Origin of the sequence: Ureibacillus chungkukjangi (assembly GCF_003217295.1) — a bacterium.
GTDB classification, from domain to species: domain Bacteria; phylum Bacillota; class Bacilli; order Bacillales_A; family Planococcaceae; genus Ureibacillus; species Ureibacillus chungkukjangi.
This window is the reverse complement of sequence record NZ_QJTJ01000010.1, coordinates 1-23,964: the sequence shown is the minus strand read 5'-3', so window position 1 is coordinate 23,964 and position 23,964 is coordinate 1. Positions and strand designations below refer to the sequence as shown.

The following is a 23,964-nucleotide window of genomic DNA, read 5'->3' as shown; positions in this document are numbered from 1 at the left end:
TACAATAATAAGTATACAATAGGGATGGACTAGATGCACTCAATTCGCATTTACTTTTGCTTATTTATACAGTTTTTTGCTTAAAAAATTGTTATATTTTAATAACAAACTACTATTAAGAGGAGCAAACTATCTATGAAGCATTTGAAAAGAATGGATGAAAGTATATTAGTTTGTGTATATTACGGACTTAATGGTGAGCGTCTTATACGTAGAGGACATAAACTAGCGACGTTATTAGATTGTCCACTTTATATATTAACGGTTGACGCTAAAGCAGTTGATGCCTTCGATGCTGAGAAATCCGGCTATATTGAAAGCTGGACAGATCTTTGTAAAGAGCTGGAAGTTGAAGAGTTTATCGTTCGAGATGATGAAAAGCAACCCATTCAAAAAGTAATCGGTGAGATTGCCCGTGAAAAGAATATTACGCAAATCATTGTTGGCCAAAGTGCTCAAAGTAGATGGGAAGAAATAACAAAAGGATCCTTTTTAAATGTTTTACTAAAAGAAGTGCCATTTGTTGATTTTCACATTGTTGCTGTAAAGCGCCCGATTGAAGAAGAGGCTCACGGAACATATGAAAAGGGTGTCCGTGCATACGTTATGCAAGATTTAGAGAACTATAAAATTGTCTTCACCTGCCCGAAATCAGTTTCCATCGAGGGAATTTTCTTTAAGGAAATTGGAACAGATTTTGATAATGGTATTTTTAAATTTTCCTACCAAAATAAAATGCATGAGGTTAGGATTAAAGAAGGCTTTGTAACTAATCCACATCTCATTCATTCAATTTATGGCATTTCAAACGTCTAAAGCTTTTAAAAAAACTGTACCCCAAAGGCTAGAATTTCTCTAACCCTTGAGGTACAGTTTTTTTATTTCCTCTTTTTGCTCAATTTGCATACAGTTCCTTCCTTTTGACCATGCTAAAAGTAATGTCGAAAGGGGAAATTCGTGATGGACGGTTTTAGTAATATTCATTTGGGAGAAACGATTTTAAGATCCATACTATCCTTCTTTACTATTCTAGTACTAGCACGGTTCATTGGAAAAAAACAACTTAGCCAATTAACCTTTTTCCACTACATAACCGGAATCACAATCGGGTCCATTGCCGCAGAGGTTTCAACACAGCATGACACTGACTTCTTTGATGGATCGATTGCATTAATTTGTTGGACTCTCCTCACTCTTTTAGTTAGTTTTCTCACTTTAAATTTTTCGAAAATCCGTATTTTGATTGATGATCGACCTACTATCTTAATTCAAAATGGAACCATCCTAAAAAAGAGCATGAAAAAGGCTCGGCTTCATCCTGATGAACTTGCGATGCTATTAAGGGAACAAGGAATTTTTTCATTCAATGAAGTGCATTATGCTGTTTTCGAAACAAATGGAGAGCTTAGTGTGTTAAAGAAACCCACCTTCGCTAATGCAACAAAAGAAGATGTAAACACAAGTCTCACTCTCCCAGCTCATTTGCCTACGGAGATAATTAGAAGTGGAAAAATCATTCGGAAAAATTTAAAGGAGTTAGATGTAACCGAAGATTGGGTCCTGGGAAAACTGAAAGAACAAAATATTGAGATCGATAAAGTATATTTTGCTCAAGTGCTTCCTGATGACTCGTTTTATATTAGTTTAGATGAATCGGATGAAGATTAAATGACAGGGCTTTGGAGATTCCCAGTTCTGCAGTCTACACTAGCTACTTATTCTTTTATCCATACAAAAAACCGACAGCATGTTAGCTTGCTGTCGGTTTTATTATTAAACCCACTCTTTTATTTCATCATAATGTGGCAGGGCTGTTAAGGCACCTGGTTTCGTTGCTGCGAATGCGCCTAAGCGGTTTCCGAAGCTTACACATTTGACTAACTCATCGTGAGTTGTTGGTAATCCATTGAAGTGGACAAAGCGTAATACACCTGCCATGAATGCGTCACCTGCACCTGTAGTATCAACTGCCTCTACTTTTTCGGTCGGAACATGAATGACTTCACCATTTAATACGGCATATGCGCCGTTTGCTCCTACAGTAATAAGAACTATTGGTACCAGGTATTGATTCATAATTTCAATTCCCTCTTCGATACTAGTTGTTTCTGTTAGGAAAAATAGCTCTTCATCTGTTAACTTTAATATGTGAGCATCTTCGAAAAATGATGTGATGGTTTCACGACAGAATTCTTCACTGCTCCAACGTAGCGGGCGGATATTGGCATCAATTGCAATGATAACACCTTTTTCCTTTGCCATATCTACTGCTGTTCTAGTTGTAGCAAGAGCTGTTGGATGGAACATAGTTCCAGAACATACATTAAATACCGAAGCTTTTTTAAATGCTTCTTCATTTAGTTGCTCATCTGTTACTTGTAAATCTGGTGCCTCATCAACGTAATCCTTGAAAATACGCTCACTTTCTTCTGTTAAGTGAACATACACTCCACTGACACGTTTTTCTGGCGTGATAATGGCATAATCCATGTTCACACCTTCTTTATTTAGTTCGTCGCGAACAAATTGAGAGGTCTCATCGTCACCAGTAATTGTAATTAAAGATGAGGGAGCACCGATTCGACTAATTCCGGCTGCAACATTAACTGTTGCCCCGCCTAAAAATGTCGTAAATGATGTATTGGTTCTATCATTGGCTATATAATCAACAAAAGCGTCTCCGTATACTAATACGAAATCTTTATTAGACTCACTCATGAGTTGTTAGACCTCCGAATATTTACTTAACTCAGCGTAACATAAAATTAACGAAATCTTAAAATTTAAAACTATTCAGACAGGGGAAAAGGACATATCTTCCTTCATGAATTTGTTAAAATTTTTGCGAAAGGAAAGATTACTCATGACATTTTACATAAGACAAGCTATATTAGAGGATGCCCCTAAAACTGCTCCACTTATTTTTGAAGCAATTGGGGACATTGCCATACGTTTGACAGGTGAAACTGAACTACCTCAAATTCTCACGTGTCTCGAGGTACTTTTTAGAAGAACTGACAATCGTATCTCTTACTTCCATACTTATGTTGCAGAAGATGAAGTAACGAAAGCGATTTTAGGCATACTAATTGTATATGATGGAGAAGAAGGTGCAAAATTAGATGCTAACCTACAACGTTGGCTAGAACAAAAAAATGCTCCTATTACTTCCATTGATGTGGAAGCTAATCATGACGAATTTTATGTCGATACACTTTGTGTTCACAAAAATGCTCGTGGTCAAGGTGTCGGAACTGCACTTTTACACTTTGCAGAAGAAGTTGCTCTTTCAAATAACTTCACTAAAATTGCATTAAATGTTGAAACACAAAAGGTAAAAGCAAGAAAATTATATGAGCGACTAGGCTATGCTGTGACAGAACCCTGGACGATTATCGATGAACCATTTTTTCATATGGTTAAAACAATTATTTAGAAATGCAGGTTATACAACATGAAATTACAACTATTTTATCCATTGCTGATCATCATTGCATCGAGTAGCTATGGGCTTTTATCAACAATTATTAAAGTGGCGATGGGTCATGGATTTACAACTAGTGAAGCTGTTACAAGTCAATATTTAGTAGGATTTGTACTGGCGCTTATTTTATTCCTTTTTACCCAAAGATCTATACCCAAAATTAATAAATCCGGCATCATCACAATTTTAGCAGCTGGAGCACTAACTGCTAATACTGGAATGGTTTATGGACTTGCCCTAAATTATGTAACCGCTTCACTTGGTGTTGTGCTATTTTTCCAATTTACGTGGATTGGCCTGTTTATTGACTGTGCCCTGCATAAGAGATGGCCAAACCGTTTTGAAGCATTTTCATTACTGTTTTTATTCGGCGGAACAATACTTGCTGCTGGCGTATTAGATACCGACCTTTCAACAATCCCATGGCAAGGCTGGGTATACGGCTTATTAGCAGCAACAAGCTTTGCGGTATTCATTCAAGTGAACTCAAGACAAATAGAAGGAATGTCTACAATTACACGTACCTTCTTAATGTCTCTAATTGCAGTAATCGTGATTTCAATCTTTTTAGCACCAGAAATTATCTGGAACGGTACATTATTTAATACGAATTTATGGATTTTCGGGATTATCCTTGGTGTCTTGGGGATTATTTTACCGATCCTGTTATTTTCAATTGCTGTTCCAAAGGTTGGAGGCGCCCTTTCATCTATTTTAAGTGCAATGGAATTACCTGTTGCAATAATCGCTTCAGTTATAATATTACACGAAACCCTTACTATGCTTCAGTTGTTTGGAATTGTACTAGTTCTTGTTGGTATGGTATTACCAACTGTCCTAGCCCAAAGGAAAAATGCTGCCTAACATTTAATAGTAATACGTAGTTACAAAGGTCGATTAAGCTGTCACAGTTGAATCGACCTTTTGTTACTTTTAAATAGAGTAAAGCAAAAAATCTATGGAATTTTTGCGAAAGGCGTGTTTTTATGTTTCAGAATTATAAAGACCGAATAATTGACCAAGAGGGAAACCATTTCCCTTCTAATACCTACCGTGAGCTTGTGCTACAACCTGCCTATGATGAAGCAAAAGTGAATTTTTTAACATCCATGCTTCATATCCATATCGCTCATTTAAAAATGCTGGAAGAGCAAAAGATCGTAACTGAAAAAGAAGCAAAGCAAATTGGTCAAGCGATTGCAAAGTTAGATTTAAACTATTTTAAGCAACAGGATTATACTCCACAATTTGAAGATTTATTTTTCCGTATTGAAGACAAACTCATCGAACTAGCAGGCGATGTTGCAGGTAATTTACACATTGGTCGCAGTCGAAATGATATGGGTATTGCCATCTACCGCATGACTATACGAAAAAAATTACTTTCCCTAATGGGAGAGTTACTACAATTGCGTTCCTCACTCATTGCCTTTGCCAAAGAACATAGCGATACGATTATAATCGGCTATACCCACACACAGCAGGCACAACCAACAACCTTTGCCCATTATTTAAAAGCAGTCATTGATCAACTGACTAGAGATTTTAAGAGAATGCAAGCCGCCTTTGAAACGATTAACCAAAGTAGTATGGGCGCCGCAGCATTAACAACGACAGGCTTTAAGATTAATCGTGCACGTATGCAGGAGCTACTTGCATTTGATGGCGTGATTGAGAATGCCTGGGATGCCGTTGCAGGTGCTGACTATATCGCAGAAGCTGCCAGCGTTATACAGCTCGCTGCATTAAATCTAGGTCGTACATCACAGGATTTTCTGCAATGGGCAACACAGGAATTTGATGCTTTCCGTTTAGCCAGCCCTTATGTCCAGATCAGTTCAATCATGCCACAAAAACGTAATCCAGTTTCAATTGAGCATACACGTTCTATCTTATCTTCAGTTATAGGGGATGCTTCAACAGTTTTACAGATGATTCATAATACACCTTTTGGAGATATTGTTGATACCGAGGACGATATGCAGCCTTATATATGGCGAGCAATGGAGAAATTAAGTGGTATTTATAGACTCTTCGGAAGTCTCGTTGTCACGATGGAGGTAAACAAAGAGAAGCTTTTAACACGGGCAAAGAACAGCTTTGCAAATGTCACAGAGCTCGCAGATACCCTAGTTCGTTCAGAAAGCATTTCATTTAGACAATCGCATCAAATCGTTAGCAGCTGCATCAAATCGCTCCTAGAAGCTAAAAAGGAATCACTCGAGAGCCTAACGTGGGAGCTAGCAAATGAGAAGTCACTTGAGGTAACTGGAAAACCATTAAAAATTACAAGTGAGCATTTTTATAACGCCTTAAAGCCCGAGTATTTTGTTAAGGTACGTTCTCTTAAAGGTGGACCTTCACCCGAAACAATGCTTAAATCTCTCGAACAATCTGAACAAGTTACACCATTATTAGTACAATGGTTAAAAGGGAAAAATGAAATAATCGATAGCAGTGAGGAGCAGCTTCAAAAATTTCTTGAAGGATGGACGAAAAAATGAAAGAATCAATCATTCTAGCAGTAGATGGCGGAGCAACAAAAACAACTTTAGGAATACAAACTTCAGGTGGAGAGCGCCTTTTTGAAGCAACGGCAGCTGGCTCTAATTATCAAACAATTGGTGCTAATGCTGTGATTGAAGTGCTAAGTGATTTACTCCAAAAGGCAAATTTTGCGACCAAGCTTGAAACGATAGATGTAGCGATTTTCGCTATGGCTGGTATCGATACTCAATCTGATTTTGAAGCTTTAACTCATATTGTACAACAAGCCTTGAATAGTACCCATTTTAATATAAACAAAGCAATACTTGAGAATGATGTTCAAGCAGCCCTTCTTGGTTTAGTAGGGCATCAGCCAGGAGTATTATTAATCTCCGGGACAGGATCAATTGCATTGGCGACAGACGGGAATGGAAATGTGGTTCGTACAGGAGGCTGGGGACACCGCGCAGGCGATGAAGGCAGCGGCTATTGGATTGGACGCCAAATCTTAAAAGCTATTTTTAGAGCAGAGGATAAGCTAGAAGCACCAACCATACTGAAAAAGCTTGTATTTGAAAAGCTTCAGATTGATTCTATTGACCAGCTTATGACCTGGCTATATCAAGCGGATTATACGAATGCTCAAACAGCTAGTTTGAGTACTGTTTTACAGGAGGCCGTTTCCCTTAATGATGAAAAGGCCATCTCAATTGCTGAGTTAGCTGCCAAAGAGCTCTTTTTGTTAGTTAAAGCTTCACTTAATAAGCTTCGCTATAAGGGGGAGCCCTTCAAGGTTTTCTTAAATGGCGGGATTTTAAAGTATCATCCATTGATTTTAAATAGTTTACAGCAGTTAATTCGCGAAGATTTCCATCACATTTCCCTCTCATTATGTGATGAAAATCCTATTGAAAGCATTGTGAAAAGGGCACAGTACGCACTCTTACAATAATAATGAAAAGGAAGCCGCCTCAAATCATAAGAGACGGCTTCTTTTTAGTTTATAATTCCATTTTCTTTAATCCATCATCAGTAGAGAAATATAGATAGCCATCCTCTACAAATAAGTTGTTCACTTCATCATGGTATAAGATGGACTCGTCAGTTCCGTCTGTCCGGATTTTCGATAGATATGCACCATTGGAGTAATTACTAAAGTATAACCAATCCCCAAATCCAACGATAAATTGCGCACGGCTATCTGTTAGACGTGTTGAATCACCCGTACTTACATCCATTCGATATAAAATATTATTGTCATCTACATTACTATAGTAAATCAAGCCATCCTGTTCATAGGCATGGTCAATTTGTGCCATAAAATCAAAATTCGAATTAGATGCTTCCGGATAATCCGCTTGAATCCAAGTATGATCAAGTCCTATTTTTGCATCATCAATTAAAAAATATTCATAACGAACAACATTTTGACGGTCTGGTGTTGGATCATTCCAAGTAGTATCGAGATGATACCACTTCCCATCCACCTTTACTAAATTCCATGCATGTCCACCCGTATAAACTTCCCCAACAACATACTGAGTTTCAACACCCAAGCCCTGAAGCATCTTTAATGCTAACAAAGCATAGCCCTGACAAACTCCTTTATGCTCTTGTAGTACAGCATAGGCGCTATGGGCACTTGCTGTTGTTTCTGTACTATAGGCAGTCGATTTTACAATATAATCGTTGACGAACTTCACCTTCTGAAAATCGGTCATTTCATCTGGCGAGACAGTAGCAAGAATACCTGCCACTTTTTCATTCACAATTTGCTCTTGTGCCAAATTCGTTAAATAGGTTTGATTGACCCTGATTTTCGCATCAAAACTGTTATACTCATATTCAATCTTACGATCTGCTAGATGACCAAGTATATAATGATCCCTGCTTGCAGCTTGACTGACTGCCGTTTGAATAAGGTTTTCAATATCAGATGTACTACCTACATAATGGATTTCAAAATTCGTTTCCCATCTACTTAGATAATAGTAAAAGGAATCCTCTAGTTCCTCTAAGGTTTGAACACTATCTGGTAAATCGACATCCATCGTAACCAATGTATCTGCTGCAGTACTTACAATGTTATCCTTTGCGGAGTTGACTGTCGATAATACATCCGATGTTGCATCTTGGATAGTTACTTCATTGTTCTTGAGGAACTGTTGTGCCGCCCCTAGCCATTGTGAGCCGAAATCATATATCGGCTTCGCAAGTACAATAGCTATGACGAGAAAAGTTATTCGTTTTAACAACGTACATCACCTCTACATGATTTCTGGACTTCAATGTTATAAATAGATTTAAATTTCGTATTCAATAGAAGGGTGATATTTGTCTCCAAATATTTTCTTTAACACTTCATGTGCTTCTTCCTTCATTTCATCCGTAATAGATGAATAAATGACTGAAATCGCCTTTGTGATAATCACGATATCATCAGCCAAGCCTACAGCTGGCAGCATATCTGCAATCAAATCGATTGGCAAAATAAAGTAACCTAATACCCCAACAATCATTAGTTTATGTTCCTTTGGTAAATCCGGGCTTTTTAAAGCACAGTATAAAATGGCCACACTGTATAATGCTTTAAATCCCATATTTATGCCGTATTTTTTCACCTTATTTAGGAATTTATCAGGAGAATAATGCTTTTCTTTCCCTCTGATTGTTGTTTCTAAGTGTAAGTTCTCATTCATATGACTTCCTCCTCTAATCCCATAAACAAATATATGCTCCATACTATCATTACCAATTAATCAAAAAAGTACTACATATAAAGGTTATTCTATAAAAGAAATCCTTTTCCTTTTTACAATACGAAATTTAAAAAGTAAAAGTTTCAGCTTACTTATGAATCTTGCGCCTTTTCGTATAGATAGTAATCATTTGTTCGATTAGTTTTTGTGTATTGGTTATTTCATCATAATGGATAAGGGAGTTCTTTTTTAAGCCCATATGTCCTATTGGAATTTCATAGATGGGGATATTTCTTTTAATAGCATCGATAAGCATATTGGAATCATAACTATAAGATTCTCCTGGTACCTTCATTAGCCAATGGAGCTCTTTTCTCGGAATACACCGTAAGCCCGTTTGCGTGTCAAGTAATCGTTTATGAAATAAAAGTGCAAATAGTAAGGAAGTAGCATGATTTCCAAGCCTAGTTTTTAAGGATACCTTATTTGAATGAAAGTTTCGTACGCCTAATATAATTCCATTAGAAAATAGATGTGCATTATGTATGAGCTGTTCTACATCTCGAAGCTGATGCTGTCCATGTGCCCCAACCGTAATCACAGATTGAACCTTAGGCAGCTTCCTTAAAATATAGCGAAACCCTGTCTTTAATGCCCGTCCTTTTCCCAAATTCTTGTCATGCTCTATAACAATACATTTCTCTAACTTCTCTAGTTCTAGGAAAATCGCTTGATACTTTCCATCACTTCCGTCATTAACAATAATAATCGATTCAATTTCTAAGGAAATCAGCTCTTTTATAAAGCCGATCAGTGATGGTAGTGGATTTAAAGCAGGTATAATGACTGTTATACGAACCACATTTTTTCTCCTCAACCTATCTTTCATTAGATTTTATGTGTTTTCATTTCTTAGTTCAATGGTAAAATACATGAAGCTGTCCTATAAGCTTTGCTGCCTATAGAACAGAGAAGTTTATCCCAGGACTTTATTTTCAGTTACTTCTACGGGAATGTGCTCGAAAGTTTTCACATTAAATAAGCCCGTATCCGTTAATTTTAGCTCTGGTATTACAGGTAAGCTTAAAAACGAAAGCGTTAGGAAGAAATGGAAGTAAAGATCAGGGTGAATTTCATGAAGTGCAGTATGTGTTTCTTCAATTTTTTTGACGGCTGTTGCTGCGTCAAGGGTTGTCATAAGTCCTGCGATTGGTAAAGCAAGTTCTCCAATTACAGCACCATCCTTCACTACAACAAGTCCCCCTTGCATTTCTTGAAGAGCATTTAAAGCACAGAGCATATCCTCATCATTTGTTCCAACAACTATGGCATTGTGTGAGTCATGTGCAACAGTTGTTGCTACCGCTCCTTGTTTTAATCCAAAGCCATGAACAATTCCTAAACCGATTGTTCCAAGTGAATGGTGACGTTCAACCACTGCTATTTTTAACAAATCCTTTTCAACAGAGGGCACAAAGAAGCCCGCTTCAATATCCACTTCTTTTTCGAGATGCTGGGTCGTAATTTGGTTTGGCATAATGCCTACTACATTTGCCAGATTTCCTGCCTTAAATCGAATAGCTAAGTCAGCTTTAGTTAAATTTGGGATATGAACAGAATTTAAAATTGCTTCATCGATGGTCGCTATACCCTTTGCCTCATGTAGCACCTCGCCATCTTGCGCAACCTTTTGTCCATCTTTCCAAACAGATGCAATTGTCATCTTCTGTAGATCCTCTAGCATGACAAAATCTGCCGTATAGCCCTCTGCAATCGCCCCTTTGTCATATAGACGATAGCATTCAGCTGCATTTAAAGTCGCCAGTTGAATCGCCTGTAATGGATTCATTCCATTTTTTATAGCAAGGGAGATAGCAAAGTTAATAGTGCCTTCCTTCATAATTTCATCTAGATGTTTATCATCGGTACAGAAGGTAAACCGACGAGCATTAGCTGGAGTTACAGCGGGTAACAAATCAACTAAGTTCTTTGCAGCTGAACCTTCTCTTATAAACACATACATACCTTGTTTAACACGTTCACGGGCCTCTTCTGCCGTTATACATTCATGATCTGTTCTAATTCCAGCCGCTCGATAGCCACGAAGCTGATCCTTATTAAGTCCTGCACCATGGCCATCAATCAGCTTATTCGCTTGTTGAACAAGTGTTAGCTTATCTAGCATGTCAGAATCTGAGCCTAATACTGCTGGAAAGTCCATTACTTCAGCAAGCCCTAAAACTTCTTCATATTGAAGAAATGGTGCTAGGTCCTTTGCCTTCATCACTGCCCCTGAATGCTCAAACGAAGTACAAGGCACACTTGATGGCAGCATAAAGTAAATATCCATTTCTACATTTTTAGCATCGTCTAGCATATATTGCATGCCTTTTCGACCTGAAACATTCACAATCTCATGTGGGTCTGTAATAACTGAAGTAATACCATGGGGTAAAAGGATTTGACTAAACTGGGATGGAGGTACCATAGAAGATTCAATGTGAATATGTGCATCGATTAACCCTGGTATCACATATCGTCCATTTGCATCCTCTTCGATTTTTGCTGTAAATTCACCCTTCTCATCGAGAGCTATTATTTTCCCATCAGCAACAACGATGTTCGCTTTCCTCCAGCATAAAGAAAAAACATCAGCCACATAGGCATTTTTTAAAATAAAGTCTGCTTCCATTCTCTTTTGAGAGATATTAATAGATTTTGTCATTGCTTCTTTCTTCAAGTTTCACAGCCCCTTCCCTATCAATCTATTTTTATTTTCACCTATCATATACTATATTTTCTAAAATTTCTTATTATAACTACTGATATAAAAAAAACTCTTTGAACTTTATGAGTTCAAAGAGTTCGGTAAATTTTAAAGTTCACTTACTGACACAGCTACCCAGTGGTTTGGTGACACTTCTTTTAGAACTGAGCTTTCAACATCGTATTTAGCTGCAATCAATTCCTTGTCTCGCATTTGAGTCTTCATTCTTTCGATAGCTGGGTCCGGAATTGGAATAGATTTTAAAAGAGCTTTGGTGTAAGGATGCTGAGGGTTTGAGTATAATTCCTCACTTTCCGCAAGCTCTACAATCTTTCCACCGTACATCACTGCTACTCTATCACTTATATGCTTTACCATAGACAAATCATGAGCAATGAATAAATAAGTCAATCCAAGTCGATGCTGTAAATCCTTTAGTAAATCCACAATTTGTTTTTGAATGGATACATCTAAGGCAGATAATGGCTCATCGCAAACGATAAATTCCGGGTCAACTGCTAATGCTCTCGCAATGCCAATACGTTGACGTTGCCCACCTGAAAACTCATGTGGATAGCGACTTGCATGCTCTTTATTTAGACCTACTAATTCTAGTAATTCCTCTACTCGTGATCTACGTTCCTCTTTATTCTTGGCAAGACCATGCAAATCTAATGCTTCGCCAACAATATCTAAAACTTTTTTACGAGGATTCAAAGAGGAATAAGGATCCTGGAAAATGATTTGCATATGTCTTCTCATTGTTTTTAACTGTTTTTTAGAAAGACGTGTGATAGGAATCCCCTTATAAAGGACATCCCCATCAGTGGGCTCATGTAACTGTAAAATCGTACGTCCTGTAGTAGATTTACCAGATCCCGACTCACCTACTAAGCCAAGCGTTTCTCCAGGGTAAATTTCGAATGATAAATCATCTACTGCCTTTAAAATATCCCCATGTCCAATATCAAAATGCTTCTTTAACGACTTAATTTCAAGAAGTGGCTTAGATAAATCTAGGTTTGCACTTAATAACGGCGCTTTTTTGGGCGTCTTTTTTTCATGTAGCTTTGGTAAGGCATTTAAAAGCCTTTTTGTATAGTCATGCTTGGGATTGTTGAAAATCTCATCTGTGGTTCCTTCTTCAACAATTTCCCCTTCCTTCATGACTATGACACGATCACACATACCTGCTACTACACCCAAATCATGGGTGATTAAAATAATAGAAGTTCCCAATTTCTCTTGCATGCTTTTCATTAAGGATAAGATTTGTGCTTGAATTGTTACATCTAAGGCTGTTGTTGGTTCGTCCGCTATAAGGAGGGATGGATTACACGCCAGTGCCATGGCAATCATTGCTCTCTGACGCATTCCACCAGAAAATTCATGCGGGTATTGTGAATATCGTTTCTCGCTATTTTTAATTCCTACTTGCTCTAACAATTCAATAGTTTTCCTGTAAGCTTCACCCTTTGATACTTGTTGATGCTTTTTCAAGCTTTCAGCAATTTGTTCACCTATTCGAATTGTAGGATTTAAAGAAGTCATTGGATCTTGAAAAATCATACTAATATGCTGACCGCGTACTGATTCCATTTCCTTTTCTGATTGCTCAACTAAGTTCTTCCCTTGGAAATTAATTTCCCCCGATTTCAAAAAACTAGGTGGGGATGGCAGCAAGCGCATAATCGATCTAGCGGTTACGCTTTTACCACTACCTGACTCTCCAACAATCCCTAATGTCTCGCCTTTTTCAACATGAAAGCTTATCCCCTTCACTGCCTCAAACTCTTTTTCATCCCCTATAAAAGAGACTTGAAGGTCCTTCACCTCTAATAATCTATTATTCATGCGTACCTTCCTTTATAAAAAAAGTAATTTACTGGTTATATTGACATATACATCTCCATACTTTACTATACCACTAGGAATAGTTTAATATAGAGAGGAACTTATTACAAGATGAAGATATTTATGTAAGAAAGGAGGCAATCGATGACTCAAAGCATAAATATTTATAAACCTAAAATATCCTCAATTTTTAGTAGCTCTTATCTGAAGGTAACAAACCGAGGTAAATTTTATAAAATTCTTTTATTTATTCTTGGTCTACCAGTTCATATTGTGACCGTCCTAACATTTTATTTTGGTAAAGGGCAAAATCAATATGGCAATGCATATAAGAGCTGCGAAGAACAACTTGTTTCAAAAGGTCTACTTGGCTCATGGAGAAAACAGTTTTTAGAACAAGAAAACACAAAAGCTACCTTTTTCCATGAAACTTTAACTGCTGAACAATTAAACAAAAAAGCAGATTTACTTGTTCAAGAGAAGCTGCAAAAAGAAATAGAAAGGCAAGTAGCTGCACAAGGATTAGAGAAATATACGTATCAGAGCTACTTTAAGCAGCTATTAAATAGTCGCAATTTTTTATTGATTTCAGTAATCCCGGGCGTATTGATGTATGTATTATTACTTCTATACAGTAATCCATTTGTTCAATTTATATTTGAACGTGTACTTCAAACACTGTTTGTCATCTTAGGTGTAGCGACATTAGTATTTACCATCCTTTATATTTCACCGTTGGATCCGGCACGTAATATTCTTGGAATCGAAGCTACATCTGAGCAAATCGAAAACTTTAACCGTCTTTACGGCTTAGACCAACCTTATTTAGCCCAACTATGGCAATCCCTATCGGGGTTATTTACCTTTGATTTAGGAACTTCCTTTGCAGGGAAGGAAGACATCATGGCTAGTATCGCTAATAAATTTCCGGTAACACTTCAAATTGCCATTCTATCACTAGTAATGGCTGTGATTATTGCAATTCCTGTAGGGATACTCTCTGCCATTCGTCCAAATTCATTTTTAGATTATACATTTATGATTGTGGCATTAATCGGACTTTCAATCCCTAGCTTTTGGCAGGGGTTAATATTTATTTTAACGTTCTCTCTTGAACTAAGCTGGTTTCCTGCAACCTATAATCCGCAAAACTGGTTATCTCTTGTTTTACCAGTAGTTGTTTTAGGAACTACCTTATGTGCCTCTATTGCAAGAATGACCCGTTCATCAATGCTGGAGGTTATCAATGAGGATTATATTATTACCGCAAAAGCAAAAGGATTAAATGAAAGAAAAGTAATTTCTAAGCACGCTATTCGAAATGCCATGATTCCAATTATTACTGTGATTGGACTTCTATTTGGTGGAATGTTAGGTGGCGCTTCTGTCACAGAGAAGGTGTTTAATATCAGTGGAATTGGAAGCTATATCGTAGATAAACAGTTTATCCCGGATATTCCTGCAATATTAGGTGGAGTTGTATATATAGCTATTACTATTTCTATTGTTAACTTAGTTATTGATATTACTTATGCATTCTTTGATCCGCGAATCCGCTCAAAAATGAAAAAGGAGGGATAATGTGAAAGTCATATCAAACCTTAAGCTTCTTTTGAAAATAACACAGGAATATGGAAATGCTCATTTCACATTATCCTTTTCTGCTATTTTTTCATTACTTTTTTTACTTTACAGTTATAATTTCAATACCCAAGCTGTTCGACCGATCGTTTTAGTGTTCTTTGTTGTGTATTTACTAACAACACTTTATGTTTGGCTTATCTCAAAATCTATTAAAAGAGATCTAGCAAATCACGGGAATATTCATATACGGACTCGAATTCTTGGCTATCCTTTGATTTTAACTGTACTCGTTGGGAACATTTTTGCTAGTAGCTTCGGGTTTTCTTTAGTTACAAAAAATAAAACACCTGAATATACATTTGCTACCTATGCATTTTTAACTCAGCTTTTCATAATTGGTGTTTCAGGATTTAATCTATTTAAACCTTATGTCATCGATAGCTTTTTACTAGTTATGGGGGCTTTTGTTTTACTAGCAATAATTTTTGCAGTAATGATTATTTTAGTCTCCAAATATGTTACTCAAGCTTCAGCACCAAAATGGATGCTACCAATCGGTCTGATACTATTACTACCGGTTTTAACTGGTAATCTATTTTCTTTATTACTAGGATATGGGCTTATCAAAAAGGCAAGACAAAAAGATGCTTCTTCTATAGAGAAATGGCAAAAGATGTGGAGTAAAATCCTACGTAATTCAATGGCCGTATTCGGTATGTTTTTTATCATTTTTATGTTTTCATTGTCAGTTATTAGTCCTTGGACATTCGATTATGACTTTGCAACACAAAATAATTATTCAGCAATCTTACAAACACCAACGCTTGAGTATCCTCTTGGAACAGATGACTTCGGTCGCGATTTGTTTTCAAGAATCGTATTTGGTGCCCAGATTTCACTAATTGTTGGGTTTTTCTCAACGATTATTCCCGCTATTATCGGTGGAACTCTCGGGGCAATTACTGGTTATTACGGCAAAAAGACAGATAACATCATCATGCGTTTACTGGATATTTTATATGCAATTCCTGGTATTTTACTGGCCATTGCAATTATTGCTGCATTCGGTGCCAATACCGTCAATTTAATCATTGCATTAAGCGTAGGTTCAATTCCTACTTATGCTCGCACAATGCGTGCAACCGTAATGCAAATTTCCAATTATGAATTTGTAGAATCGGCTAGAGCATTAGGTGCTTCCGACAGTACAATTATTTTTAAGCATATCGTACCAAATTCTCTAGCCCCTATGATTGTAAAAGCAACCTTAACAATCGGTGGTGCTGTTATTTCAACAAGTAGTTTAAGCTTCCTTGGACTAGGTGTTGAACCGCATATTCCTGAATGGGGGAATATTTTAAAAATCGGTAGTACGTATCTTGAAACACATTCATATTTAGCTATTTTCCCAGGTTTATGTATTATGCTACTTGTACTTTCATTTAACTTCTTTGGAGATGGATTACGAGATGCCTTTGACCCTAAAACAAACTAAAACACTAAATTTAGGAGGAATATTATGAAAAAGCTATTAGCTCTATTATTTGTTGCAGTCCTAGCACTTGCAGGCTGTGTACAAAAGAAATCAGATGTTGAAGGCGGCGGTAATGCCGACACATCTACTGGTGAAAAACCAACAATTGAAATTTTAGGTACCGCTGCAGGTGAAAATGATTTAAACATTTTACGCGATCAACTAACTAAAAACGGTTTTGAAGTAGTGTTAAACATTCAACCGGATTACGGTTCATTCTCAGCTCAAAAAGATGCAGGTAACTACGATGTTGCTTTATCAAGCTGGACGACAGTAACAGGGAATCCTGACTATGCTGTTCGTGGATTATTTAAAACTGGTGGAGATTACAGTGTTGTTAGTGACTCCAATTTAGATGCGTTAATCGACAAAGCAAGCACCTTAACTGGTGATGAAGCAAAAGATGCCTATGCTGAGCTTGAGCAGCTTTTAGTATTTGACCAAGCTTATATTGCTCCACTTTATATTTCGAAAAAAGCACAGGGTATCTACTCTGCAGAGGTAAACCCTGAAACAGTTTTACTTCCAAAATCTCGTGCTCAAGTTTGGGAAGCTATTTCATTTAATGACGAATCTTTAAACGCTAGTGAAACTTTAGTATTACACCAAGCTATTGCATCATTAACTTCTCTTGATCCAATCAAAGGAAATGACGGTTCTATCAATACATTAAATACTAATATGTATGTTCGTTTAGTAAATCTAACAGATGACGACCAAGTAGTTTCAGATGGTTCATTATCATATAACCATGTTATTGCAGAAGGTAACTCTGAATATTACTTCATCTTACGTGATGATATTAACTTTGCAAAAGTAGAAAATGGTGCTGCAGTTGATACTGGTGAACTAGTTTCTGCTGAAGATGTAGTTTTCTCTTTAAATCGTGCAAAGGATGAAAGCTCGGTTCCTGATCACCGCACATATAGTATCCATGAGAATATTGATACTGTAGAAGTTGTAACTGATTTAGCAGAATTAGAAAATGCTAAAGTTGCAGGAACAGAAGAAACTGTTTTAGATGCTTTATCAAAAGAATTACCTCAGGCTGTAACTGAAGTTGTAGAATCAGAAGATCAAGTTGATAATGCTGCAGGAAAATACCAAGTTGTGAAAATTACAACACCAAACCCATTCCCACAAGTGTTAAACTACTTAGCACACCAATCAGGTGGTATTGTTTCTGAAAAACAAGTAACAAGCATTAACACATTCGATGTAGCAAGCTATGATCCAAATACAGATGTTGCTTATGGTGACCAAGCAACTGTGACAGAAGGTAGTTCATACAACAATCACTTATATGCAAGTGGTCCATACATCTTAGTACAAAAAAATGACTACGAAGCAACTTTTGTGAAAAATCCAGCTTACCGTATAGGCACCGAGTATGAGCCAAAAATCACAAATATTTCTGTACGTTTTATCGATGATAACGACAGTGCATTATCTGCATTACGTAATGGCGAAATTCATGTATTACAAACAGTACCTGAAACAAAGCTTGATATCGTGAAATCCGATACAAACCTGGCTCTAAATGAAGCAGAAAGTAATGCCGTGACTTACTTACAATTCAACACTAAAGGTCGCGAAGTTTCAAACTCTGCCGATCTTCGTAAAGCTGTTCTTTACTCTATCAATCAAGAAGAATTTATTACTTACTACCAAGGATATAAACGTCCTGCTGTATCAACTGTAACTCCATTAGTTGATACAGGATTAAAGCTAGAAGCAAATCGCGATAAAGTAACAGAATTCTTAAACGCTTATAACGAAGGTAAATAATTCCACTTACACATAGCAAAAGCTCTAGTATGCAAAGGCATACTAGAGCTTTACTTTTTAGTTTAATTTGAAACACTTTGTGATAATTCTTCTCTAAATGCTACTATAGCAGCCTCTGGATTTACTTCTAATCCTAATTCCAGCAGTACTTCTCCAATATGGCGGATTGCACTCTCTAGCATTTCTGCAGTTGTATTCCCCATATGGCCAATACGGAAAGCATTTCCTGTTAGATGTGCCAACGCTCCTGCTACAATCACACCTTTATGTGAAAGACGTGCTCGGAAGGAAGAGTCATCAATGCCTTCTGGATATAACATGCAGCTTAAGGTTGGTGCTGCTACTTCCTCTGTTGCTAAAGATTCCATTCCAAAGGAGCGAAGAGCTGAGCGAATTCCACGACCAAAAGCAATATGACGCTGCTCCCGCTGTTTAATCCCTTCATCTAATACGATTTTCAACGCAGTATTATAGGCATAGATTAGATTTACTGGTGGTGTTGCAAAATATTTAGATGGATCTTGCATAATTGGTATCCAATTTTTAATGTCACTATAATACGCTGGAATAGTGCCTAGAGCTTCTCGTGTATTAAGAGCAGTTTGGTTAAAAGCAACTATAGCCAAACCCGGTGGTATTCCAATTGCCTTTTGCGAGCCAGTTAATACTACATCAATTTTATAATCCGGATGCCCATAAGTTTTGCTCATGTTCTCATCAAGCGCTGCAGTTGCTACTACTCCGTCTAAAATAACCAGTGCACCAGCTTGCTTAATAATCGGAATAAGTGCATCTAAATCGGATATAACCCCTGTGGATGTATCTGCATGAGTAATTGTAACAGCTTTATAATTATTCGTAGCTATTTGTTCTTGAACAAGTAATGGGTCAACTTGCTTTCCCCATTTAGCTTGTAAAACATCAACTTCAATACCAAATGCTTCAGCAAGTGGAGTGAATCGGTCACCAAAATAGCCGTGGCTAATAACCAGTAATTTTTCCCCTTTACCCACTGTGTTTACAATCGCCATTTCCATTGCTAATGTGCCCGAGCCAGCCACTATAAACACTTCCCCATCCGTTTGTAGCAATTCCTTTGTTTGCTTGATTGCCGACTTGAAGATGGCAGCAAATCGCGGATCCGTATGTCCCCTTGTTTCACTAGCTAAAGATTCATAGATTTCATCGACTACAGGTGTAGGTCCCGGTACTAAAAGCAATTCCTTATTTTTCATGACACACATTCCCCTTTTCGTATGTATTTTCTTATTTATTCAATTCTTTTTGTTGATGGTAAAATCCTTCTAAAAATTAAAAAGAATGCCTTACTAGCCCATCACAGCTAGTAAGACACCCCATCCCCATGTCTAAAAATATAAATCCCCTTGTTTGAAACAGTTTCAATTAGAAATATTGATTGGAGGCAACTATCTCTAATATGAATTAGCTAATCTTTTCGTAACCTGGTAGAGTTAAAAACTCAACAAACTCGTCATTCTCGATTAAAGTTTTAAACAGCTCAGCCGCTTCTTCATAGCGACCTGTGTTATATGCTTGTTCCCCAACAGCAGCTTTAATCTTTTCAAGCTCTTCTTTTAGAATTTCTAAGGTTAACTCTAATGTAACCTTACGTCCATCTTCGAGTACACCTTTATCATGTCGAATCCATTGCCAAACTTGGGTACGGGAAATCTCGGCCGTTGCTGCATCTTCCATTAAATTATTAATTGGTGCAGCACCATTTCCACGTAGCCATGATGCAATATACTGAACACCTACACTTGCATTGACACGAAGACCTTCTTCTGTAATAGTACCCTCTGGAACAGCGACTAAATCACTTTCAGATACATTTACATCCTCGCGTTTTTTATCAATTTGGTTCGGTGTTTTCATAACAGCATCAAATTGTTCCATCGCAACAGATACTAAACCAGGGTGAGCAACCCAAGTACCATCATGACCATCCGTAGCTTCACGAAGTTTATCTTCTGCAACTTTAGCAAAAGCAAGTTTATTTGCTTCCTCGTCATTTTTTACAGGAATTTGGGCTGCCATTCCTCCCATTGCCGGTGCATTACGCTTATGGCAAGTCTGAATACATAGAGATGTATAGGCTTTCATAAACGGAACTGTCATTGTTACTTGACCACGGTCTGGCAATACTACATTGGGCTGATTGCGAAGGCGTTTTATAAAGCTGAAAATATAGTCCCAACGACCACAGTTAAGGCCTGCTGAATGCTCACGTAATTCATAAAGAATTTCGTCCATTTCAAATGCCGCAACAATTGTCTCGATTAGAACCGTTGCTTTAATAGTCCCTTGTGGAATGCCCAAGTAATCTTGTGCATAAACAAACACATCATTCCAAAGACGTGCTTCTAAATGGCTTTCAAGCTTTGGTAGATAGAAATAAGGCCCTGTATTTCGAGCAAGTGCTTCCTTTGCATTGTGGAAGAAGTACAAGCCGAAATCGAAGAAGCTTCCTGACATCACTTCGCCGTCCACCAATACATTTTTCTCCAGAAGATGTAATCCTCTTGGACGAACAATAAGTACAGCGGTTTCCTCGTTTAACTTATATGTTTTTCCATTAGACTCCTGTGTTAATGTAATTGTACGTTGTACTGAATCGCGCATATTAATTTGCCCTGCAATCATGTTTTCCCACGTAGGTGTGGATGCATCTTCAAAGCATGCCATAAACATTTTCGCACCAGAGTTTAATGCATTGATAACCATTTTGCGATCCACAGCTGGTCCAGTAATTTCTACACGACGATCCTGTAAATCCTTAGGAAGTGGTGCAATTGTCCAATCACCTTTACGAATTTGCTCAGTTTCTGGTAAGAAATAAAGCTGTTCTCCACCATCTAGACGCTTTTGGCGCTCCTCACGTTTAATAAGCAATTCTTTACGGCGTTCGTTAAATTTCTCATGAAGAGAAACAATAAAATCAAGTGCTTCAGGCGTTAATATTTCTTTTGCTTGTTCTGTTAGTTCCCCAACAATTTTAAGCCTTTGTGATGTAGCCTGTTCCATTTTCCTTATCCCCACCTTATATAAAATTGCAGTTATCTTATTGCCTTGACCAAGACAGTTAAATTATCAATCACTACATAATTTAATAGTATTAGCCAAGGTACATTTTCTAGTTTTTATACGAATTGAGCTGTTTCAGTTGAACCTGCCATTGCTGTAGTAGAAGATGTACCTCCAGAAATTGCTTGAGCAACATCATCAAAGTAACCCGTACCTACTTCACGTTGGTGTTTCGTAGCTGTATAGCCCTTCGCTTCTAAGTCAAACTCTGCTTGTTGTAGCTTAGAGTAAGCAGCCATACCGTTATCTTTATAGTCAACAGCTAGCTCAAACATTGATTTATTTAATGAGTGGAAACCAGCTAGAGTTACGAATTGGAACTTATACCCCATTTTCGCAATCTCACGTTGGAATTCTGCAATCTCTTTATCTGAAAGTTTAGCTTTCCAGTTAAATGAAGGTGAGCAGTTGTAAGCTAACATTTTCCCTGGGAATTTTGCATGGATAGCTTCAGCAAATTCACGAGCTTCTTCAATTGATGGATTCGATGTTTCACACCAGATTAAATCTGCATATGGCGCATAAGCTAAACCGCGTGCAATCGCTTGCTTAATACCTGCTTTTGTACGGAAGAATCCTTCAGGTGTACGTTCACCAGTAATAAATTCAGCGTCACGTGGATCGATATCACTTGTTACCATATCAGCAGCATCAGCATCTGTACGTGCGATTAAAATTGTATCTACACCCATAACATCAGCCGCTAAGCGAGCCGCAACTAGGTTACGAACGGCATTTTGTGTAGGAAGTAATACTTTACCCCCTAAGTGACCACATTTTTTCTCAGACGCTAATTGGTCCTCTAAGTGAACACCTGCAGCACCAGCTTCGACCATTCCTTTTACTAATTCGAATACATTCAATGGTCCGCCAAACCCTGCTTCAGCATCCGCAACGATTGGAGCAAACCAATCAAATTCATCTTCGCGACCTTCAGCATGGTCGATTTGATCTGCACGTTGTAGCGCTTGGTTGATACGTTTTACAACCTGTGGTACAGAGTTCGCTGGATATAATGATTGGTCAGGATACATTTGACCAGATAAGTTTGCATCAGCTGCTACTTGCCACCCCGATAAGTAGATAGCTTTTAAACCTGCTTTTACTTGTTGTACTGCTTGATTTCCAGTTAATGCCCCCAATGCATTAATGAAATCCTCCTCATGTAATGACTTCCAAAGACGACTAGCACCACGTTTTGCTAAAGTTTGCTCTACTACTATAGAACCTTGTAATTTAACAACCTCTTCAGCAGTGTAAGCTCTTTCAATACCTTTCCAACGTGGATTCTCTGACCAATCTTTTTTAATTGCCTCAATTTTTTCATTTCTTGTCGTCATGAATATTCACACCTTCCCCTTTGTTTAAATACTCACTGTTAAAAAAGTAATTCTTTTCTGTTCCATAACAGAGGTATTTGCTGTAAATTAATATATAACAGACTATTTAATTTTTCATTATTTTCTGACGAATCGTTGGAATTTTAGGATGAAATGGTAAAATATAGTGATGAGTATTTGGATTTTGTTTAACACAAAAAGGGGGCTCTAAATATGGAAGTGGGGAATATTCGAGAAATGAAAGAAGAATTTAAAGGGCTTGAGCAATATAAAGTTATATTGGAGGATTGGATTCCAAAGGATGCTTCGATTGTAATTGCATTAGGTGATACCTATGTATATTACAGTCCAAGCACTACTCACTTTCATCTTAAGCTTAGTAAAGAGGTACATTCTAAAAGTACCGCTGCACAGGTTTTGGAGAATCGTCATAAAACCGCAATCCTTATAGATGAAACAATTTTTGGTACAGCTTTCTATGTCATTGGTTATCCAATTATTATTGAACATCAGGAAGCGGCTTTAGTTGTTATTTTCCCTTCCTCCTATGTGCCTGAAAAACAAGAGCAATACAAGTTTCTAACTGGAAAGCAAGACGAAGATTGGGTACCAGTTCCAATTGAACAAGTTTCCCATATTGAGAGCCTACAAAAACGTACTTGGTTTTACGCTGCAGATGATCAGTATAAAATTAACTGTACCTTAAAGGAACTCCAGTTAAAGCTACCCGAGTATTTTTTACGTATTCATCGTTCTTATATTATCAATATCTATTTCATAAAGCGTATCTCAAAGGATTTAGCTTCAAATTTTTTTGTCGAGCTTAAAAATGGTTCAGAGCTTCCTATAAGCCAGTCTTATATTAACGATTTAAGAAAGTTTTTAGAGTTTTAAAAAATATAAAAAGAAGTTCTCTAAAAACGTGAGAACTTCTTCTTTTGATATAAATTGCTTTTTTTATATAAAAAAACCACTGAATACTCAGTGGTTTAGTTGCCTAGCGACGTCCTACTCTCACAGGGGGAAGCCCCCAACTACCATCGGCGCTAAAGAGCTTAACTTCCGTGTTCGGTATGGGAACGGGTGTGACCTCTTTGCCATCATCACTAGACTTATTTAATTTGAGACAAGATTTATTATACTACTTAAATTGCTAAATGCAAGCTTTTTTAAATAATATTTTTTGTTCTCTCAAAACTGGATAAAGACATTGATTGCATTCAAGATTTTGGTTAAGTCCTCGATCGATTAGTATTCGTCAGCTCCATGTGTCACCACACTTCCACCTCGAACCTATCTACCTCATCGTCTTTGAGGGATCT

The 23,964-nt window shown here is 37.4% G+C and carries 19 protein-coding genes and 2 rRNA genes; 10 read left to right on the top strand and 11 right to left on the bottom strand.

Translation table 11 applies throughout. The annotated features are described in order from the left end of the window. Nucleotides 1-135 precede the first annotated feature (135 nt). Nucleotides 136-816, top strand: coding sequence for an adenine nucleotide alpha hydrolase family protein (locus tag BJ095_RS09240; protein ID WP_107935195.1), 681 nt, complete (start codon nucleotides 136-138; stop codon nucleotides 814-816). Between the two features lie 144 nt (nucleotides 817-960). Next, a complete protein-coding gene (locus BJ095_RS09235) occupies nucleotides 961-1,668 on the top strand; it encodes a DUF421 domain-containing protein (RefSeq protein ID WP_107935196.1) in 708 nt (235 codons plus the stop codon). Nucleotides 1,669-1,773: 105 nt separating this feature from the next. Here the strand turns inward: BJ095_RS09235 and BJ095_RS09230 are convergent, their stop codons facing one another. Beyond that, entirely contained in the window at nucleotides 1,774-2,718 is a 945-nt protein-coding gene (locus tag BJ095_RS09230) for a carbohydrate kinase family protein (RefSeq protein WP_107935197.1), read from the bottom strand. 145 nt (nucleotides 2,719-2,863) lie between these two features. Here BJ095_RS09230 and BJ095_RS09225 point away from each other — a divergent pair, with 145 nt between their 5' ends. From BJ095_RS09225 to BJ095_RS09210, 4 genes are all read left to right on the top strand, one after another. Then, nucleotides 2,864-3,436, top strand: coding sequence for a GNAT family N-acetyltransferase (locus BJ095_RS09225; RefSeq protein WP_107935198.1), 573 nt, complete (start codon nucleotides 2,864-2,866; stop codon nucleotides 3,434-3,436). A gap of 18 nt (nucleotides 3,437-3,454) precedes the next feature. Next, nucleotides 3,455-4,348, top strand: a complete 894-nt coding sequence (locus tag BJ095_RS09220) for an EamA family transporter (RefSeq protein ID WP_107935199.1) — start codon at nucleotides 3,455-3,457, stop codon at nucleotides 4,346-4,348. A gap of 122 nt (nucleotides 4,349-4,470) precedes the next feature. Then, nucleotides 4,471-5,988, top strand: coding sequence for an argininosuccinate lyase (gene argH, locus BJ095_RS09215; protein ID WP_107935200.1), 1,518 nt, complete (start codon nucleotides 4,471-4,473; stop codon nucleotides 5,986-5,988). Further along, the gene (locus tag BJ095_RS09210; protein WP_181418015.1) at nucleotides 5,985-6,923 is read left to right on the top strand and encodes an N-acetylglucosamine kinase; all 939 of its coding nucleotides are present in this window, start codon (nucleotides 5,985-5,987) and stop codon (nucleotides 6,921-6,923) included. Before argH ends, BJ095_RS09210 begins: the two co-directional genes overlap by 4 nt. 49 nt (nucleotides 6,924-6,972) lie before the next feature. Here the strand turns inward: BJ095_RS09210 and BJ095_RS09205 are convergent, their stop codons facing one another. From BJ095_RS09205 to BJ095_RS19395, 5 genes are all read right to left on the bottom strand, one after another. Further along, on the bottom strand, nucleotides 6,973-8,226 hold the full coding sequence (locus BJ095_RS09205; RefSeq protein WP_107935202.1) for a DUF5050 domain-containing protein: 1,254 nt from the start codon (nucleotides 8,224-8,226) through the stop codon (nucleotides 6,973-6,975). A gap of 48 nt (nucleotides 8,227-8,274) precedes the next feature. After that, nucleotides 8,275-8,670 carry a YkvA family protein gene (locus tag BJ095_RS09200; RefSeq protein ID WP_107935203.1) on the bottom strand — a complete coding sequence of 132 codons (396 nt, stop codon included), beginning with the start codon at nucleotides 8,668-8,670 and terminating at the stop codon, nucleotides 8,275-8,277. Nucleotides 8,671-8,818: 148 nt separating this feature from the next. Continuing rightward, nucleotides 8,819-9,532, bottom strand: coding sequence for a glycosyltransferase family 2 protein (locus BJ095_RS09195; protein WP_107935204.1), 714 nt, complete (start codon nucleotides 9,530-9,532; stop codon nucleotides 8,819-8,821). A 114-nt stretch (nucleotides 9,533-9,646) separates the two neighbouring features. Beyond that, on the bottom strand, nucleotides 9,647-11,395 hold the full coding sequence (gene ade / locus BJ095_RS09190) for an adenine deaminase (protein ID WP_107935221.1): 1,749 nt from the start codon (nucleotides 11,393-11,395) through the stop codon (nucleotides 9,647-9,649). A 150-nt stretch (nucleotides 11,396-11,545) separates the two neighbouring features. Continuing rightward, the gene (locus tag BJ095_RS19395) at nucleotides 11,546-13,291 is read right to left on the bottom strand and encodes an ABC transporter ATP-binding protein (RefSeq protein ID WP_107935205.1); all 1,746 of its coding nucleotides are present in this window, start codon (nucleotides 13,289-13,291) and stop codon (nucleotides 11,546-11,548) included. 144 nt (nucleotides 13,292-13,435) lie between these two features. Here BJ095_RS19395 and BJ095_RS09180 point away from each other — a divergent pair, with 144 nt between their 5' ends. From BJ095_RS09180 to BJ095_RS09170, 3 genes are read left to right on the top strand one after another with little or no spacing between them, the layout of a single operon-like run. After that, the gene (locus BJ095_RS09180) at nucleotides 13,436-14,872 is read left to right on the top strand and encodes an ABC transporter permease (RefSeq protein WP_107935206.1); all 1,437 of its coding nucleotides are present in this window, start codon (nucleotides 13,436-13,438) and stop codon (nucleotides 14,870-14,872) included. A gap of 1 nt (nucleotide 14,873) precedes the next feature. Then, nucleotides 14,874-16,370 carry an ABC transporter permease gene (locus BJ095_RS09175; protein WP_107935207.1) on the top strand — a complete coding sequence of 499 codons (1,497 nt, stop codon included), beginning with the start codon at nucleotides 14,874-14,876 and terminating at the stop codon, nucleotides 16,368-16,370. Between the two features lie 24 nt (nucleotides 16,371-16,394). Further along, complete coding sequence (locus tag BJ095_RS09170) at nucleotides 16,395-18,197, top strand: ABC transporter substrate-binding protein (protein ID WP_107935208.1); 1,803 nt, start codon at nucleotides 16,395-16,397, stop codon at nucleotides 18,195-18,197. A 62-nt stretch (nucleotides 18,198-18,259) separates the two neighbouring features. On the opposite strand, the gene BJ095_RS09165 is transcribed toward BJ095_RS09170, so the two are convergent. From BJ095_RS09165 to aceA, 3 genes are all read right to left on the bottom strand, one after another. Then, the gene (locus BJ095_RS09165) at nucleotides 18,260-19,432 is read right to left on the bottom strand and encodes a pyridoxal-phosphate-dependent aminotransferase family protein (protein WP_107935209.1); all 1,173 of its coding nucleotides are present in this window, start codon (nucleotides 19,430-19,432) and stop codon (nucleotides 18,260-18,262) included. 208 nt (nucleotides 19,433-19,640) lie between these two features. Next, the gene (gene aceB, locus BJ095_RS09160; RefSeq protein WP_107935210.1) at nucleotides 19,641-21,242 is read right to left on the bottom strand and encodes a malate synthase A; all 1,602 of its coding nucleotides are present in this window, start codon (nucleotides 21,240-21,242) and stop codon (nucleotides 19,641-19,643) included. 116 nt (nucleotides 21,243-21,358) lie between these two features. Continuing rightward, a complete protein-coding gene (aceA, locus tag BJ095_RS09155; RefSeq protein ID WP_107935211.1) occupies nucleotides 21,359-22,642 on the bottom strand; it encodes an isocitrate lyase in 1,284 nt (427 codons plus the stop codon). A 213-nt stretch (nucleotides 22,643-22,855) separates the two neighbouring features. On the opposite strand from aceA, the gene BJ095_RS09150 reads away from it, so the two are divergent. Continuing rightward, entirely contained in the window at nucleotides 22,856-23,536 is a 681-nt protein-coding gene (locus tag BJ095_RS09150) for a LytR/AlgR family response regulator transcription factor (protein ID WP_107935212.1), read from the top strand. A gap of 101 nt (nucleotides 23,537-23,637) precedes the next feature. Here BJ095_RS09150 and rrf read toward each other — a convergent pair. After that, nucleotides 23,638-23,753 (bottom strand): 5S ribosomal RNA (gene rrf, locus BJ095_RS09145). A 117-nt stretch (nucleotides 23,754-23,870) separates the two neighbouring features. Continuing rightward, nucleotides 23,871-23,964: ribosomal RNA gene (locus BJ095_RS09140) — 23S ribosomal RNA — on the bottom strand; the annotation flags it as partial.

Coding starts and splice junctions, on each gene's coding strand:
- BJ095_RS09240 (WP_107935195.1), top strand. CDS start 136: ATGAAGCATTTGAAAAGAATGGATGAAAGTATATTAGTTTGTGTATAT.
- BJ095_RS09235 (WP_107935196.1), top strand. CDS start 961: ATGGACGGTTTTAGTAATATTCATTTGGGAGAAACGATTTTAAGATCC.
- BJ095_RS09230 (WP_107935197.1), bottom strand. CDS start 2,718: ATGAGTGAGTCTAATAAAGATTTCGTATTAGTATACGGAGACGCTTTT.
- BJ095_RS09225 (WP_107935198.1), top strand. CDS start 2,864: ATGACATTTTACATAAGACAAGCTATATTAGAGGATGCCCCTAAAACT.
- BJ095_RS09220 (WP_107935199.1), top strand. CDS start 3,455: ATGAAATTACAACTATTTTATCCATTGCTGATCATCATTGCATCGAGT.
- argH (WP_107935200.1), top strand. CDS start 4,471: ATGTTTCAGAATTATAAAGACCGAATAATTGACCAAGAGGGAAACCAT.
- BJ095_RS09210 (WP_181418015.1), top strand. CDS start 5,985: ATGAAAGAATCAATCATTCTAGCAGTAGATGGCGGAGCAACAAAAACA.
- BJ095_RS09200 (WP_107935203.1), bottom strand. CDS start 8,670: ATGAATGAGAACTTACACTTAGAAACAACAATCAGAGGGAAAGAAAAG.
- ade (WP_107935221.1), bottom strand. CDS start 11,395: ATGACAAAATCTATTAATATCTCTCAAAAGAGAATGGAAGCAGACTTT.
- BJ095_RS19395 (WP_107935205.1), bottom strand. CDS start 13,291: ATGAATAATAGATTATTAGAGGTGAAGGACCTTCAAGTCTCTTTTATA.
- BJ095_RS09180 (WP_107935206.1), top strand. CDS start 13,436: ATGACTCAAAGCATAAATATTTATAAACCTAAAATATCCTCAATTTTT.
- BJ095_RS09170 (WP_107935208.1), top strand. CDS start 16,395: ATGAAAAAGCTATTAGCTCTATTATTTGTTGCAGTCCTAGCACTTGCA.
- BJ095_RS09165 (WP_107935209.1), bottom strand. CDS start 19,432: ATGAAAAATAAGGAATTGCTTTTAGTACCGGGACCTACACCTGTAGTC.
- aceB (WP_107935210.1), bottom strand. CDS start 21,242: ATGGAACAGGCTACATCACAAAGGCTTAAAATTGTTGGGGAACTAACA.
- aceA (WP_107935211.1), bottom strand. CDS start 22,642: ATGACGACAAGAAATGAAAAAATTGAGGCAATTAAAAAAGATTGGTCA.
- BJ095_RS09150 (WP_107935212.1), top strand. CDS start 22,856: ATGGAAGTGGGGAATATTCGAGAAATGAAAGAAGAATTTAAAGGGCTT.